Annotated in this window: 13 protein-coding genes; 11 read left to right on the top strand and 2 right to left on the bottom strand. The window is 43.2% G+C overall.

What is annotated here, in order from left to right:
* Positions 1 to 97: 97 nt before the first annotated feature.
* A complete protein-coding gene (nadC, locus tag PTE_RS02125; protein ID WP_036842781.1) occupies positions 98 to 988 on the bottom strand; it encodes a carboxylating nicotinate-nucleotide diphosphorylase in 891 nt (296 codons plus the stop codon).
* A gap of 319 nt (positions 989 to 1,307) precedes the next feature.
* Here nadC and ampE point away from each other — a divergent pair, with 319 nt between their 5' ends.
* The 10 genes from ampE to acnB all read left to right on the top strand — a co-directional run bounded on the left by ampE (position 1,308) and on the right by acnB (position 14,614).
* A complete protein-coding gene (ampE, locus tag PTE_RS02130) occupies positions 1,308 to 2,162 on the top strand; it encodes a beta-lactamase regulator AmpE (RefSeq protein WP_036842784.1) in 855 nt (284 codons plus the stop codon).
* Positions 2,163 to 2,390: 228 nt separating this feature from the next.
* Positions 2,391 to 2,969, top strand: a complete 579-nt coding sequence (locus PTE_RS02135; protein WP_036842786.1) for a hypothetical protein — start codon at positions 2,391 to 2,393, stop codon at positions 2,967 to 2,969.
* Positions 2,970 to 2,977: 8 nt separating this feature from the next.
* Positions 2,978 to 3,199, top strand: coding sequence for a helix-turn-helix domain-containing protein (locus tag PTE_RS02140; protein WP_036842787.1), 222 nt, complete (start codon positions 2,978 to 2,980; stop codon positions 3,197 to 3,199).
* A gap of 332 nt (positions 3,200 to 3,531) precedes the next feature.
* Positions 3,532 to 3,804 carry a hypothetical protein gene (locus PTE_RS02145; RefSeq protein WP_036842789.1) on the top strand — a complete coding sequence of 91 codons (273 nt, stop codon included), beginning with the start codon at positions 3,532 to 3,534 and terminating at the stop codon, positions 3,802 to 3,804.
* Positions 3,805 to 3,851: 47 nt separating this feature from the next.
* A complete protein-coding gene (locus PTE_RS02150; RefSeq protein WP_036842791.1) occupies positions 3,852 to 4,220 on the top strand; it encodes a hypothetical protein in 369 nt (122 codons plus the stop codon).
* A 489-nt stretch (positions 4,221 to 4,709) separates the two neighbouring features.
* On the top strand, positions 4,710 to 5,474 hold the full coding sequence (gene pdhR / locus PTE_RS02155; RefSeq protein WP_036842793.1) for a pyruvate dehydrogenase complex transcriptional repressor PdhR: 765 nt from the start codon (positions 4,710 to 4,712) through the stop codon (positions 5,472 to 5,474).
* A 188-nt stretch (positions 5,475 to 5,662) separates the two neighbouring features.
* Positions 5,663 to 8,326, top strand: a complete 2,664-nt coding sequence (aceE, locus tag PTE_RS02160; RefSeq protein ID WP_036842795.1) for a pyruvate dehydrogenase (acetyl-transferring), homodimeric type — start codon at positions 5,663 to 5,665, stop codon at positions 8,324 to 8,326.
* A gap of 13 nt (positions 8,327 to 8,339) precedes the next feature.
* Complete coding sequence (aceF, locus tag PTE_RS02165) at positions 8,340 to 9,935, top strand: pyruvate dehydrogenase complex dihydrolipoyllysine-residue acetyltransferase (RefSeq protein ID WP_036842797.1); 1,596 nt, start codon at positions 8,340 to 8,342, stop codon at positions 9,933 to 9,935.
* A gap of 207 nt (positions 9,936 to 10,142) precedes the next feature.
* The gene (lpdA, locus tag PTE_RS02170; protein ID WP_036842798.1) at positions 10,143 to 11,570 is read left to right on the top strand and encodes a dihydrolipoyl dehydrogenase; all 1,428 of its coding nucleotides are present in this window, start codon (positions 10,143 to 10,145) and stop codon (positions 11,568 to 11,570) included.
* Between the two features lie 446 nt (positions 11,571 to 12,016).
* Positions 12,017 to 14,614, top strand: coding sequence for a bifunctional aconitate hydratase 2/2-methylisocitrate dehydratase (acnB, locus tag PTE_RS02175; RefSeq protein WP_036842801.1), 2,598 nt, complete (start codon positions 12,017 to 12,019; stop codon positions 14,612 to 14,614).
* 425 nt (positions 14,615 to 15,039) lie between these two features.
* Here the strand turns inward: acnB and PTE_RS02180 are convergent, their stop codons facing one another.
* Positions 15,040 to 15,339, bottom strand: a complete 300-nt coding sequence (locus PTE_RS02180; RefSeq protein ID WP_036842804.1) for a Dabb family protein — start codon at positions 15,337 to 15,339, stop codon at positions 15,040 to 15,042.
* Between the two features lie 163 nt (positions 15,340 to 15,502).
* Between PTE_RS02180 and PTE_RS02185 the strand changes: the two genes are divergently transcribed.
* A complete protein-coding gene (locus tag PTE_RS02185; protein ID WP_036842808.1) occupies positions 15,503 to 15,874 on the top strand; it encodes a YacL family protein in 372 nt (123 codons plus the stop codon).
* The last annotated feature ends 1 nt before the right edge of the window (position 15,875 follow it).

A 15,875-nucleotide genomic window follows, 5' to 3' on the forward strand; every position in this document is an offset into this window, starting at 1 on the left:
TGGATTGCAATATTTTCAGAAATATTTACGGTGGTGTTCGCAACTCTGTGAGTTATGGATTGCTGATTTACACCACCATCAATATTATTGTTGATGTTTACTGAAAGCGCATGGATAGATCTAACGCTTTGATATGCTTGGTTAATGCTCCAACAGAAATGAAGTTAATGCCTGTTTCAGCATAGCTGCGCAGGGTGTCTAGGGTTATATTACCTGATATTTCTAAAGCGACTTTACCTGATGTGATGGCGACAGCTTCTTTCATCATTGGAATAGTAAAATTATCTAACATAATAATATCGACATTGGCTTTCAGTGCGAGAATCAGCTCATCTAGGGTTTCGACTTCGACTTCAATAGGGACATCTGGGTGAGAATCACGGGCTTTATCTACAGCCTGTTTAATAGAACCATTGGCAATAATATGGTTCTCTTTAATAAGGAAAGCATCAAATAACCCAAGGCGGTGATTACTGCCCCCTCCGCAAAGTACCGCATACTTTAGGGCTGTGCGTAATCCTGGGAGTGTCTTGCGGGTATCGAGTAACTGGGTTTTTAAACCGGCAAGAAGGCGGACATAATGACTGACTTCTGTTGCAACACCAGAAAGAGTCTGAATAAAGTTAAGGGCGGTGCGTTCACCGGTCAGCAATACGGGTGCGGGGCCTCGTAATACACAGAGTTTTTGGTTGGCTGTAATTGAATCACTGTCTTTTACCAACCATTCAATGGAGGCTTGGTCACCTAACTGAGTGAAAACTTCATTCAGCCATTGTTGCCCACAGAAAATACCCTCTTCCCGGGTAATAATTATTGCTGTGGCTTGTTTATCTGCCGGAATTAACTGGCCGGTAATATCAGAAGTGAAATCTGTATTGCCGCCCAGATCTTCTTTTAGTGCGAGGGTTACACTGGCAGGAATGTCGTTCTGTAAGCGTTCCATCAGAACAGCACGGCGCTGATCTGCACTGTAATTTTGTTTTGTCATTAAAAAGCTCCAGAAGTGGTAACAATATTGATGGTCTTAACATGCTACCCTGTTGTGTAGCGAACAACTACTATCTTGGTTTTGTCATCAGATTGAATGAGTAAAAAATGCGGTTGCATGAGGGGCGAAGTTTGGTGGCCTTTATCTTGAGCAATTCTTCACTGGGACATTGAATACAGCAGGTGATTTAGGCGGGAATATCTGGATATAAAAGAGCATATCACTGGTCATAATGATATTGTTGCGGGAAGAAAAACAGATCTTTGGACCTTATTTCGATTGGACACATTATCAGCAATTGTTGCAGGAGTAGTAAAGAATGACCCTCTTTATACTGTTGTTAGTGTTGGCGTGGGAACGAGTGTTTAAAATGGGTGAACATTGGCAATTGGATCATCGCCTTGAGCCATTTTTTATCAATATGAAGTCTTTTTCACTACGCAAAAGCTTATTAATGACGTTAATAGTCATGTTACTTACATGGCTACTGGTTGAAATGCTTGATGATTTTATATTTGGCATCTTTGAACTGATTTTATGGGTGTTGATTTGTTTGCTATGCATAGGTGCGGGGCGCTTACGGCATGATTATCGTGAATATTTTCGTATTGTTCATCAGGGTGACAGGGAGCTGTTAAGAGAACATCTCGCTCGTCTCACCATCATTCATGGCTTACCCTCTGATGCCAGTAAAGAAAATGAGTTACGGGAGATGCAAAATGCGCTTCTATGGATAAATTTTCGTTATTATCTGGCACCGATTTTTTGGTTGATTGTGGCAGGTCAATTAGGGCCGGTTGCTTTGATGGGATATTGTTTCTTAAGAGCTTATCAGGGGTGGTTGGCACAATATGGTACGCCACTTCAGCGCGCGCAATCTGGTGTTGATAGTCTGTTGAACTGGCTGGACTGGATCCCTGCTCGTCTGGCTGGAATTGCTTATGCCTTATTAGGGCATGGTGAGCGGGCTTTACCGGCGTGGGTTGCCTCTCTTAGCGATTTGAGAACTTCACAATATAAAGTGGTATGCCAGCTTGCTCAGTTTTCATTAAGCCGCGAACCCCATCTTGACGCAATTCTAACGCCTGTTGCAGCGGTGACATTGGCGAAAAAGGTGACTTTTTCTATCATTGTCGTGGTTGCCTTTCTGACAATTTATGGCGCATTGGTTTGATTTGTTTGTAGTCTCAATAGCTTAATTATCTATAAAGGGAGCTGTGTAAATGGTTCCTTTTTTCTTTTCTATCAATAAATTAATTATATCTTTCAACTATAATCACGATGATTTATACATCATTCTGGGTAATGTTCTGTTTATTTCATGATAAAAACTTATTGTAATACGATAACTTTTAAAGTACTTTAGCGAGAGTTTAGTTGAACATGTATATGGAATGACACAATGTGTGGTAAACAGGAGTTTGTAACGAATCCCAGAATCAAGCTACTCAGCTTTCTGGCTATTATTATTGCTGCTGTTATGGCAATTGGTGATATGGGGTTCCATATTGCGTCTTGGTCGTTATGGCATGATACCACTCGTCAAGCTGTTCTTCAGGCATATAGCGATCTGATGCCTGCATTAATTGCAAAAGGATTTAAGCAATCTTTATTAAGTGAGGTGCTTTATATCTCGCTGGATACAATACCTCTAATCATATCAACTGTTTCTTATGTATTAATCGGAATTTTATTTTTCCGGCTTGCTAAAGGTGAAATATGGAGTAACCGTAATATTTCCGCTTCATGTATTATTGGTTTCCTGATGATTCTGGAGCAACTACTTTACCCTGTGATTAATACATTACAAGGAATGGCGTTATCTGTGGATTTAGTAAAAGGACAGCGGGTATTTAGTTTCTCGTTTGGCGTTAATTCAGAGTCTCTATTTATTATTATGTTTGGTGTATTCCTTCTAATATTTAGCCTAATTATGCACGAATCAAAGAAAATAAGCGATGAACAACGTTATTTTATCTGAGAATCATCATGAGTATTATAATAAGATTGGATGTGATCTTAGCGAAAAGGAAAGTAAAGTCTAAAGAATTGGCTGCAATTATCGGTATTACTGAGCAAAATTTATCATTGTTGAAAAATGGTAAGATAAAAGGTATCCGTATTGATACGCTGGAAAAAATTTGTAAATATTTACAATGCCAGCCTGGGGATATATTGGAGTATGTAGAAGATGAAGAGGATAACAGCTAATTAAGTCACTGTGGGTCTTTTTGTATCTTGTAAGATGGAACTTAACATTAATTAGTTTTAAATGCATGAAAATATCACTTATTTCATGCTTTTTATCTAGCTTATTATTCCTAAGTGTTCACGGAGCACCAATAAAGACAATTTTTTCCAGTAATGAAGGGATATTTTACTCTATAGGGAAATATTGTTCTGATATCCCATGGAATGCCAGAAAGATAAAATGCATATGTAGATATTACTTACTCGATCGTAAGAAGTAATCTCTCTTTTTATATGGTTTTTTATTTAAGTTAAATTTTTATAATATATACGGAAAATTAAGGATGTTAAGAATGAATAAATTTCTCATTGCTTTATTATCAATATTTGTGATTACGGGATGTTCCACGCCACAGTTAAGTGATGCTTATATTTCAACCTGTGGTTATCTTGAATGTAATGTTAAAGATATAATTTCGGGTGAAGAAGTCAAAGTCAATACCCCGCATCCTGTGCCTGATTTTGATAAAAACACATCAATCCAAGACAGACAAATTATACAATCTGGTGGAAGGCCATCTTTTGAAAAAGAGAGTTACCGTATTAGGGGAACTTTTAAATTCTAATTTAGTTTCCCTGATTATTTTCTTTAGTTTTATTTGAGGCATTTTTTATGAATTCCATAAAAAAAATCACCATTATTTCTTTAATTATATTATTTACTTTATTAACTGGTTGTACATCGTGGGAAAAACCAGGAGCAACTCAGTTTGAGAGAGACAGGGACTACGCTGAATGTAGAGAAATAGGTTATTCTCGTTTTTCACCAGACTGGACCAGCGAAGTTGTTCATTCTTTCGAGAAGCAACATCTCCCTTGTGTAAATAAGGACGAGAAGGAAGACAAATCTTGTGGGAATTACATTATTGTGCCAAAAGCTGAAGTTAATCGTTGGGATAAAAATGAATCTGCAAGGCGTTGGGTCATTTCCTCCTGTATGCATAAAAAAGGGTGGCATGAAGAAACCCGCTATTGGTTTTAATATAGTACGTTTTTCCATCAGCAAGAGTTATGTAGGACTTTTGCTGGTGGTTCCTCACATATTTTGCAAATATTCCTTTCTGATCACAGGTTTTAGCCATTCCGTTTTGCTGATTTGAGCTACATTTATAATCTAATGGAATCGTCGTTGTGTTTAAAGTCAATAAGTGATGATTTGGTATCTATACTTTTTAAATAAATACTCAACTATTTCTTTGCTGTAACGATTCATTATATCTATTTATACGTTTCAAAAGGTTAGGTTCAAAGATTATTGTAGAGGATTTATTTGCCTATTAGTTATCAATTTTTGCTAATTTTTAAAAAAAATTGTTAAAATTTGCAGGTTTTTATGATTTAGCTCAAGGTCTTTATGGACAGCTGGTGAATACTTTGTTACTTTTATGGCCCTGTAGTTTAAATTGGTATTACCAATTGACTCCGGTAGGGACCGAAGCAATGTTTATCCATTAACTGGCTTACAGTAAATATGGCTTATAGCAAAATCCGCCAACCAAAATTATCAGATGTTATTGAGCAGCGTCTCGAGCATCTCATCCTTGAAGGATCTTTACGTCCAGGGGAGAAATTGCCACCTGAACGTGAGTTGGCGAAACAGTTTGATGTGTCACGCCCTTCACTGCGCGAAGCTATTCAACGGTTAGAATCCAAAGGTTTTCTCTTGCGCCGTCAGGGTGGGGGAACATTTGTTCAGAGTAACTTATGGCAAAGTTTCAGTGATCCATTGGCACAACTGCTGGCTGGTCATCCAGAATCTCAGTTTGATCTCCTTGAAACCCGCCACGCTTTGGAAGGTATCGCAGCCTATTACGCGGCATTGCGTGGGACTGACGAAAATTTTGAACGCATTCGGGAACATCACCTGATTATTCAACAAGCACAGCAAAGTGGCGATGTTAATGCTGAGTCCGATGCTGTTCTGCAATATCAGCTCGTTGTTACCGAAGCGGCGCATAATGTGGTTCTCCTTCATTTATTGCGTTGTATGGCTCCTATGCTGGAACAAAATATCCGGCAGAATTTTGAGTTTCTGTATACCCGTCGGGAAATGCTGACTGCGGTCAGCGATCATCGAACGAAAATTTTTGAAGCTATTATGGCGAGGCAACCAGAGAAAGCCCGTGAGGCTTCCCACCGCCATTTAGCCTTTATTGAAGATGTTTTATTGGATCTCAGCCGTGAGCATACCCGCCGAGAGCGATCACTACGACGTCTTCAACAGCATCAGGAATAGAATTAGCTGTGTAGATCTTGAGTTTGCTGCGTCTGTACAGCTAAGTTGAGTCCCTTTACTGAGGGCGCTAGCGGCAACAACAGTGAGGGCCTATCTTCCAGTCATGACCGGCTGAACGTCAAAGGGTATGACGGGAAGATAGGCTCCAAAACAATCATTAGAAACAGATAACAGATAAGGAATACACCATGTCAGACATTTTGAAAAATGACGTGGATCCGATCGAAACTCGCGACTGGTTACAGGCGATCGAATCGGTCATCCGTGAAGAGGGTGTTGAGCGTGCCCAGTTCCTGATTGATCAGGTATTAAACGAAGCACGTAAAGGTGGCGTGAATGTTGCGGCAGGTGCTGCTAACCGCGATTATATCAACACCATTGCTGTTGAGGATGAGCCTGCTTACCCTGGCAACCTGGAGCTGGAGCGCCGTATTCGCTCTGCTATTCGCTGGAATGCTGTGATGGCTGTTTTGCGGGCATCCAAAAAAGATCTGGAATTAGGTGGTCATATGGCTTCATTCCAGTCTTCAGCAACTATGTATGAAGTTTGTTTCAACCACTTCTTCCGTGCCCGTAATGAAAATGACGGCGGTGATTTGGTTTATTTCCAAGGTCACATCTCTCCGGGCGTCTACGCGCGTGCTTTCCTTGAGGGCCGCCTGACTGAAGAGCAGATGAATAATTTCCGTCAGGAAATTCATGGTAACGGTCTGTCTTCTTATCCGCATCCAAAATTGATGCCTGAATTCTGGCAATTCCCGACGGTTTCAATGGGATTGGGGCCAATTGGTGCTATCTACCAGGCTAAGTTCCTGAAATATCTGGAACACCGTGGTTTGAAAGACACCTCCAAGCAAACCGTTTACGCATTCCTGGGTGACGGTGAAATGGATGAGCCGGAATCCAAAGGTGCGATTACTATCGCAACCCGTGAGAAGCTGGATAATCTGGTATTTGTTATCAACTGTAACCTGCAACGCCTGGATGGTCCGGTTACGGGTAATGGCAAAATCGTTAACGAGCTGGAAGGTATCTTCAACGGTGCGGGCTGGCAGGTTCTTAAAGTTCTTTGGGGTGAGCGTTGGGATGAGTTGCTGCGTAAAGATACCAGCGGTAAATTGATCCAACTGATGAACGAAACTCTGGACGGCGATTACCAGACGTTCAAATCCAAAAATGGTGCTTATGTCCGTGAGCATTTCTTCGGCCGTTACCCAGAAACGACAGAATTAGTCAAAGATATGACTGATGATCAGATTTGGGCGCTGAACCGTGGTGGTCACGATCCTAAGAAAGTATTTGCTGCCTTGAAAAAAGCGCAGGAAACCACCGGAAAACCAACTGTTATCCTGTCTCAGACCATCAAAGGTTACGGTATGGGTGATACGGCTGAAGGCAAAAACATTGCTCATCAGGTTAAGAAGATGAATATGGAAGGCGTTCGCCATTTCCGTGATCGTTTCAATGTCCCTGTTGCTGATGAGCAAATCGAAAACTTGCCATATGTGACTTTCGATAAAGACTCTGAAGAGTATAAATACCTGCATGAACGTCGTGCAGCGCTTGGTGGTTATTTGCCAAGCCGTCGTACTCATTTTGAAGAGAAGCTGGAACTACCAACGCTGGAAGATTTTGGTGCATTGCTGGAAGAACAAAACAAAGAGATTTCTACCACTATCGCTTTTGTTCGTGCACTGAATGTGATGTTAAAGAACAAGTCAATCAAAGATCGTCTGGTTCCAATCATTGCCGACGAAGCGCGTACCTTCGGTATGGAAGGTCTGTTCCGTCAGATTGGTATCTACAGCGCTAATGGTCAGCAGTATACTCCGCAGGACCGTGAGCAGGTGGCTTACTATAAAGAAGACGCGAAAGGCCAGATCCTGCAAGAAGGTATTAATGAACTGGGTGCAGGTTCATCATGGCTGGCAGCGGCGACTTCTTACAGCACCAACAACCTGCCAATGATTCCGTTCTACATCTACTACTCTATGTTCGGGTTCCAGCGTATTGGCGACCTGTGCTGGGCAGCCGGTGACCAACAGGCTCGTGGCTTCCTGATCGGCGGTACTTCAGGTCGTACAACCCTGAATGGTGAAGGTCTGCAACACGAAGATGGTCATAGTCACATTCAATCTCTGACTATTCCTAACTGCATCTCTTACGATCCGGCGTTTGCTTATGAAGTGGCTGTGATTATGCATGACGGTTTGGAGCGTATGTATGGTGAGAAACAAGAGAACATTTACTACTACATCACCACGCTGAACGAAAATTACCACATGCCGGCGATGCCACAAGGTGCAGAAGAAGGTATCCGTAAAGGTATCTACAAACTGGAAAGCCTGGAAGGTAGCAAAGGTAAAGTTCAGTTGTTAGGTTCTGGTTCTATCCTGCGTCATGTTCGTGAAGCCGCGCAGATTCTGGCTAACGATTATGGTGTGGGTTCTGACGTGTACAGCGTCACTTCATTCACTGAACTGGCGCGTGATGGTCAGGATTGTGAACGTTGGAATATGTTGCACCCAACAGAAACGCCACGCGTACCTTATGTTGCTCAGATCATGAATGAAGCACCGGCAGTGGCTTCTACTGACTACATGAAACTGTTCGCAGAACAAATTCGTAACTTCATCCCTGCAAGCGAATTCCGCGTATTGGGTACTGATGGTTTCGGTCGTTCTGACAGCCGTGAAAACCTGCGTCATCATTTTGAAGTTGATGCTTCCTACGTAGTAATTGCTGCTCTGGGTGAGCTGGCTAAACGTGGTGAAATTGATGTGAATGTTGTGGAAGAAGCAATCAAGAAATACAACATTAATCCAGAAAAAGTTAACCCGCGTTTGGCATAAGAGGTAAAGATCAATGACTATCAAAATCAACGTACCGGATATCGGTGCAGATGAAGTTGAAGTCACCGAAATCATGGTGAAAGTTGGCGATACAGTGGAAGCTGAACAATCGCTGATCACGGTAGAAGGTGATAAGGCTTCGATGGAAGTTCCATCCCCTCAGGCGGGTGTTGTTAAAGAAATCATCGTTGCGGTTGGCGATAAAGTTGAAACCGGCAAGCTGATTATGATTTTTGCTTCCGCAGAGGGCGCTGTAGACGCTGCACCTGCTGAGGAATCAGCGGCGATGCCATTATCCTCTCGTATGGCAGAACCAGAACCTGTGGTTTCTGCGGCCAGAGATGTTCATGTACCCGATATCGGCGGTGATGAAGTTGAAGTGACCGAAGTGATGGTCAAAGAAGGCGATACGGTTACAGCAGAACAGTCACTGATCACCGTAGAAGGCGATAAAGCCTCTATGGAAGTACCGGCACCGTTCGCCGGTACGGTTAAAGAGATTAAAATCAAGGCCGGTGATAAAGTGAAAACCGGTTCTATGATCATGGTATTCGAAGTGGTGGGTGCAGCACCTGCACCTGTGGCTTCTGCTCCGGCTCCAGTGGCTGAACCTGAGAAAGCTATTCCTGTTCTGGAGAGCAGAAGCAGCTTTGCAGAAGAAGATAAAAACGATTTCATTGAAAATAGTGCTTATGTTCACGCAACGCCGGTGATCCGTCGTCTGGCGCGTGAATTCGGCGTTAACTTGGCTAAAGTGAAAGGTTCAGGTCGTAAAAACCGTATTCTGCGTGAAGACGTTCAGTCTTACGTGAAAGACGCGATTAAACGTGCTGAATCTGCGCCTGCATCAGCCGGTGGCGGTCTGCCGGGTATGTTGCCTTGGCCGAAAGTTGATTTCAGCAAATTTGGTGAAATTGAAGAAGTTGAACTGGGTCGTATCCAGAAAATTTCGGGTGCTAACCTGAGCCGTAACTGGATGATGATCCCACATGTTACACAGTTCGACGAAACAGACATCACTGAGGTTGAAAACTTCCGTAAACAGCAGAATCAGGAAGCTGAGAAGAAACAGCTTGGCGTGAAGATTACCCCATTGGTGTTCATCATGAAAGCGGTAGCAAAAGCATTGGAAGAGATGCCGCGTTTTAACAGCTCTATCTCGGCAGATGGTCAGAAACTGACGCTGAAAAAATACATCAACATTGGTGTGGCAGTTGACACACCTAATGGTTTGGTGGTTCCGGTGTTCCGTGACGTCAATAAGAAAGGCATCATTGACTTATCCCGCGAGCTGACAGAGATGTCTAAGAAAGCCCGCGCAGGTAAACTGACTGCATCTGATATGCAGGGTGGATGCTTTACTATTTCAAGCCTGGGCGGTATCGGTGGCACAGCATTTACGCCAATCGTTAACGCACCGGAAGTGGCTATCCTTGGCGTATCCCGTTCATCCATGAAGCCGGTCTGGAATGGTAAAGAGTTTGTACCACGCCTGATGTTGCCTATGTCACTCTCCTTCGATCACCGAGTGATCGATGGTGCTGATGGTGCACGTTTCATTACATTTATTAATCATGCAATGAGCGATATCCGTCGTCTGGTGATGTAATCTCAAAGGCCGGCCATGTGCCGGCCTGATTGTTATTGTTGTGGCAGGGAAACCGCTTGCATCTGGTTGGTTTGTTGCGAGTTCTGTCACGTTAACGCGCTTTTCAGGTTATTAACAATTCTGTAAACTGCTCGCGGTGTGTAGGTCCCGGTGGAATATATCGTTTTTTGGCGTCTGACCCGCCGGACAAACAATTAAGAGGTCATGATGAGTACTGAAATTAAAACCCAGGTTGTGGTGCTTGGGGCAGGTCCAGCAGGGTATTCTGCTGCTTTTCGTTGCGCGGATTTAGGTTTGGAAACCGTCCTGGTGGAACGTTACTCTACCTTAGGTGGTGTTTGTCTTAACGTGGGTTGTATCCCTTCTAAGGCATTGCTTCATGTAGCAAAAGTTATTGAAGAAGCTAAAGCTCTGGCAAATCACGGTATCGTTTTTGGTGAGCCAAAAACCGATATCGAAAAAGTCCGTGTCTGGAAAGAAAAAGTTATCAATCAGCTGACCGGTGGTCTGGCTGGTATGGCTAAAGGCCGCAAAGTTAAAGTTGTTAATGGTGTTGGTAAATTTACCGGTGCTAACACGCTGGTTGTTGAAGGTGAAGGTGGCGCAACAACGATTAATTTTGATAATGCCATTATTGCCGCAGGTTCCCGTCCTATCCAATTACCATTCATCCCTCATGATGACCCTCGCGTATGGGATTCTACTGATGCACTGGCGCTGACAACGGTTCCTGGGCGTCTGTTGGTGATGGGCGGCGGTATCATCGGTCTGGAAATGGGAACTGTTTACCACGCTCTGGGTTCTCAGATTGATGTCGTTGAAATGTTGGATCAGGTTATTCCTGCGGCTGACAAAGATGTGGTGAAAGTATTCACCAAGCGTATCAGCAAACAATTCAACCTGATGCTGGAAACGAAAGTGACTGTAGTAGAAGCCAAAGAAGAGGGTATCTACGTCACGATGGAAGGTAAAAACGCACCGGCAGAACCACAGCGTTATGACGCGGTTCTGGTTGCTATCGGTCGTGTACCTAACGGTAAGATGATGGATGCGGGTAAAGCGGGTGTTGAAGTTGATGACCGTGGCTTTATCCAGGTTGATAAGCAAATGCGTACCAATGTACCGCACATTTTTGCTATCGGTGACATCGTTGGTCAGCCAATGCTGGCGCATAAAGGTGTTCACGAAGGCCACGTTGCGGCTGAAGTTATTTCTGGTAAGAAACACTACTTCGATCCAAAAGTTATCCCATCCATTGCTTACACTGAACCAGAAGTTGCATGGGTTGGCCTGACTGAAAAAGAAGCGAAAGAGCAAGGTATCAGCTATGAAACAGCGACCTTCCCATGGGCTGCTTCTGGCCGTGCGATCGCTTCTGATTGTGCTGACGGTATGACCAAACTGATTTTCGATAAAGAAAGTAACCGTATTATCGGTGGTGCCATTGTAGGTACTAACGGTGGTGAACTGCTGGGTGAAATCGGTCTGGCAATTGAAATGGGTTGTGATGCAGAAGATATCGCGTTGACTATCCATGCTCACCCAACGTTGCATGAATCTGTCGGTCTGGCGGCTGAAATCTTTGAAGGCAGTATTACTGACTTGCCAAATGCTAAGGCAAAGAAAAAGAAATAATTTCTTAAATTGCCTGATGTAATCAACTAAGCGGCTTTCATTTATGGAAGCCGTTTTTTTATTCCTGGTATGACCTGTTCAAAAAAATAGGGCATAAAAAGTGTGGTTTTTGTGGGTGCTACTGGCAAAAATTAGCGGAATAATCTGCTTTAATAGCGTTATCTACTGCTAATTCAGAATATTACTATCAGTTAATGTTACTTTTATGTGAACGAATTAACATCGTATTCAAATTTTGGTATGCTGGGTGCCCGAAGCTCGGCATAACTTGAACTGATTAGGTTATGCCGGCAATCCTCTGACCTGGCACCCGGAACCATAACTAACAGCCTGTCCCAGTGGGCGTTGCGTTATTGTTGCGAAAACACAATAGCCTGATGATACAGGTTCTAAGGCGGGTGCAGACAGCCGGGTAGATAAATGACAATGAGAGCGAGGAGAAAGTCGTGCTAGAAGAATACCGCAAGCACGTAGCCGAGCGTGCAGCCCAAGGTGTCGTCCCTAAGCCATTGGACGCGACGCAAGCGGCGGCGCTGGTTGAGTTACTGAAGAGCCCACCAAAAGGTGAAGAAGATTTCCTGTTAGATCTACTGATTAACCGTGTTCCCCCTGGTGTTGATGAAGCGGCATATGTAAAAGCCGGTTTTCTTGCCGCCATTGTAAAAGGTGAAACCACTTCACCGCTCATCACGCCAGAAAAAGCGGTTGAACTGCTTGGAACTATGCAGGGTGGTTATAACATTCATCCCCTGATTGATGCTCTGGATAATGAAAAACTGGCTCCCATTGCAGCTAAAGCGCTCTCTCATACTTTGTTGATGTTTGACAACTTCTATGATGTAGAAGAAAAAGCGAAAGCCGGTAATCCACAAGCCAAACAAATTATGCACTCTTGGGCGGATGCGCAGTGGTATCTGGGACGTCCTGAACTGGCAGAAAAAATCACAGTAACTGTATTTAAAGTGACTGGTGAAACAAATACGGATGACTTATCTCCTGCGCAGGATGCATGGTCACGTCCTGATATTCCATTGCATGCTCTGGCTATGCTGAAAAATGCCCGTGAAGGTATAGAACCTGATCAAGCTGGCATCGTTGGCCCAATCAAACAGATTGAAGAACTGAATAAGAAAGGCCACCCGTTGGCTTATGTAGGCGATGTGGTTGGTACCGGTTCTTCCCGTAAGTCAGCCACTAACTCAGTGCTGTGGTTTATGGGCGAAGATATCCCATTTGTGCCAAACAAGCGCGGTGGTGGCGTTGTTTTGGGCGGTAAAATTGCGCCAATCTTCTTCAATACCATGGAAGATGCTGGTGCATTGCCCATTGAAATAGATGTTAATAAGCTGAATATGGGTGATGTGATTGATATCTATCCCTATAAAGGCGAAGTACGCAATCACCAAACCAATGAATTATTGGCTGAATTTGAACTGAAAACCGATGTGTTGCTGGATGAAGTTCGCGCGGGTGGTCGTATTCCACTGATTATTGGTCGTGGTTTAACCAGTAAGGCTCGTGAGTCACTTGGTTTACCGCAAAGTGATGTATTCCGTCAGGCGAAAGCGGTTGAGAAAAGTAACCGTGGTTTCTCCTTAGCTCAGAAAATGGTTGGCCGGGCATGTGGCACTGTGGGTATTCGTCCGAGTGAATATTGTGAACCTAAAATGACCTCCGTTGGTTCTCAGGATACTACCGGTCCAATGACCCGTGATGAGCTGAAAGACCTGGCATGCTTGGGCTTCTCTGCGGATTTGGTGATGCAGTCATTCTGCCATACGGCTGCTTATCCTAAGCCGGTTGACGTCACTACTCACCATACTTTGCCGGATTTCATCATGAACCGTGGTGGTGTTTCCCTGCGTCCGGGTGACGGCATCATTCACTCATGGCTAAACCGTATGTTGTTGCCTGATACCGTAGGTACGGGTGGTGATTCTCATACCCGTTTCCCGATAGGTATTTCCTTCCCGGCAGGTTCTGGTTTGGTGGCGTTTGCGGCTGCGACGGGTGTAATGCCTTTGGACATGCCTGAATCTGTGCTGGTTCGTTTTAAAGGACAAATGCAGCCCGGTATCACTTTACGTGATTTGGTACATGCAATTCCTTACTATGCGATTCAGCAAGGTCTTCTGACCGTTGAGAAGAAAGGTAAGAAAAACATCTTCTCTGGCCGTATTCTTGAAATCGAAGGTTTGCCAGATTTGAAAGTTGAGCAGGCATTTGAGCTTGCGGATGCTTCGGCAGAACGCTCTGCGGCAGGTTGTACGATTAAACTGGATAAAGCGCCGATTATCGAATATCTGCAATCTAATATTGTATTGCTGAAATGGATGATTGCTGAAGGTTATGGTGACCGCCGTACACTGGAACGTCGTGTAACGGGCATGGAAAGCTGGCTGAAAGATCCTCAATTGCTGGAAGCCGATGCTGATGCGGAATACGCCGCAGTTATAGAAATTGATTTGGCTGAAATCAAAGAGCCAATTCTGTGTGCACCGAATGATCCGGATGATGCGCGTTTGCTGTCTGATGTGGCTAACAGCAAAATTGATGAAGTCTTTATCGGTTCTTGCATGACTAACATTGGTCACTTCCGTGCTGCTGGTAAATTATTGGATCAGCATAAAGGCCAATTGCCAACTCGCTTGTGGGTTGCTCCACCAACCAAGATGGATGCGGCTCAACTCACTGAAGAGGGTTATTACAGCATCTTTGGTAAGAGTGGGGCACGGATTGAAATACCGGGTTGTTCCTTGTGTATGGGTAATCAGGCACGTGTTGCTGACGGTGTAACGGTGGTTTCTACTTCAACCCGTAACTTCCCGAACCGTTTAGGAACGGGAGCGAACGTCTATCTGGCATCGGCTGAACTGGCTGCGGTGGCTTCTCTGTTGGGACGTCTGCCTACGCCAGAAGAATATCAGCAATTTATGGATAAAGTTGATGAGACAGCAGAAGATACCTACCGTTATCTCAACTTTGACCAATTGAATCAATACACTGAAAAAGCGGATGATGTGATATTCCAAACTGCGGTGTAATTCTGGTATATTGCAATTACTCGTAAAACATGGGAGGTAAAAACCTCCCATTTCAAAGACAGTTGTTAAAAAAAGCCGTTTTTTATCTGTCAGCATGGTTTTAAAATCTGGAAAAAATGGTAAGCGTATCATGAAAAAACAGGTAAAAACTTTAATCATTAAAGGTAAAAATAAGTGATTAAGGGTTTTTTAAAGCAGGTAAAAAATTCGATGTTATACCGATATTGGAAGAGAAAACGTTAGGAAAAACGAACTTTAAGTCGATTAACAATTTGATAAAATGACAGGATTAATCCAATAACAAAAACATGAGATTATATTAAAACATTTAACAGGGTTAATCGCATTAAGCAATATTTGTTACGTCGATCACTGATTAGTAAATCGTTATTTTCTGGCGATGTAAATACTTTCCTTAAGATTATCTAGGCTACTTCATAATCAAAGACTACGATATCCTCGATAGAATCCATAATGAGCTCTTTTAGTTTGTCATGCGCTGGATGAGACAGATAGTTTGAAAGAGTTTTATGATCATAAAATGTCATTGTGACCGCGTGTGTAAAACCTTTGTTCTTGTTTTCACTACTGATATTATTTCCCCACTCAACAGAAAAAATACCTTTGATTTGATGCTGTATGGAAATAAAGGCCTCTTTTATCGCCGCTAATTGTTGTTCTTTTATATCGGATGTGAATTTTAACAAAAGGATATGCCGTATCATACATGGTTCCTGAAAGTGTTTTTTTCTCCAGACAAGATAGAAAATAAATAGCTGTATTGCAATATTCTTGAATGTATCTCATCAATCAGAGGCAAAACGTTCGATTTTGCTGTTTTTGTTTCCCTGAGATATTATTAATGAAGAGAACGCACCGGAGGTAATGATGGACTACGAATTTTTGCTGGGTGTCACTGGGCAGGTGACTAGCCGATTCTCAATGGATCACGAAGCTATTGGTCAGTGGCTGAATGAAGAGGTTAAAGGTGACTTGACTGTGCTGGATAAGATCACCACAGCGCTGGCTGAAATCAAGGGCAGTGAACGCCAATGGCAACTTGTGGGTCATGAATATACGCTGCTAATGGATGACGAAGAAGTTATGGTTCGTGCTAATCAGCTTGAGTTTGAAACTGATGAGATGGAAGAGGGCATGAGTTATTACGATAATGAAAGTCTGGCTTTTTGTGGTACCAAGGATTTTATTGATATGTTGTCCGATTATCGGGATTTTATTTTGCGAAAAAACGACTGGTAAT

This window comes from Photorhabdus khanii NC19 (genome assembly GCF_000517265.1).
GTDB classification, from domain to species: Bacteria; Pseudomonadota; Gammaproteobacteria; order Enterobacterales; family Enterobacteriaceae; genus Photorhabdus; species Photorhabdus khanii.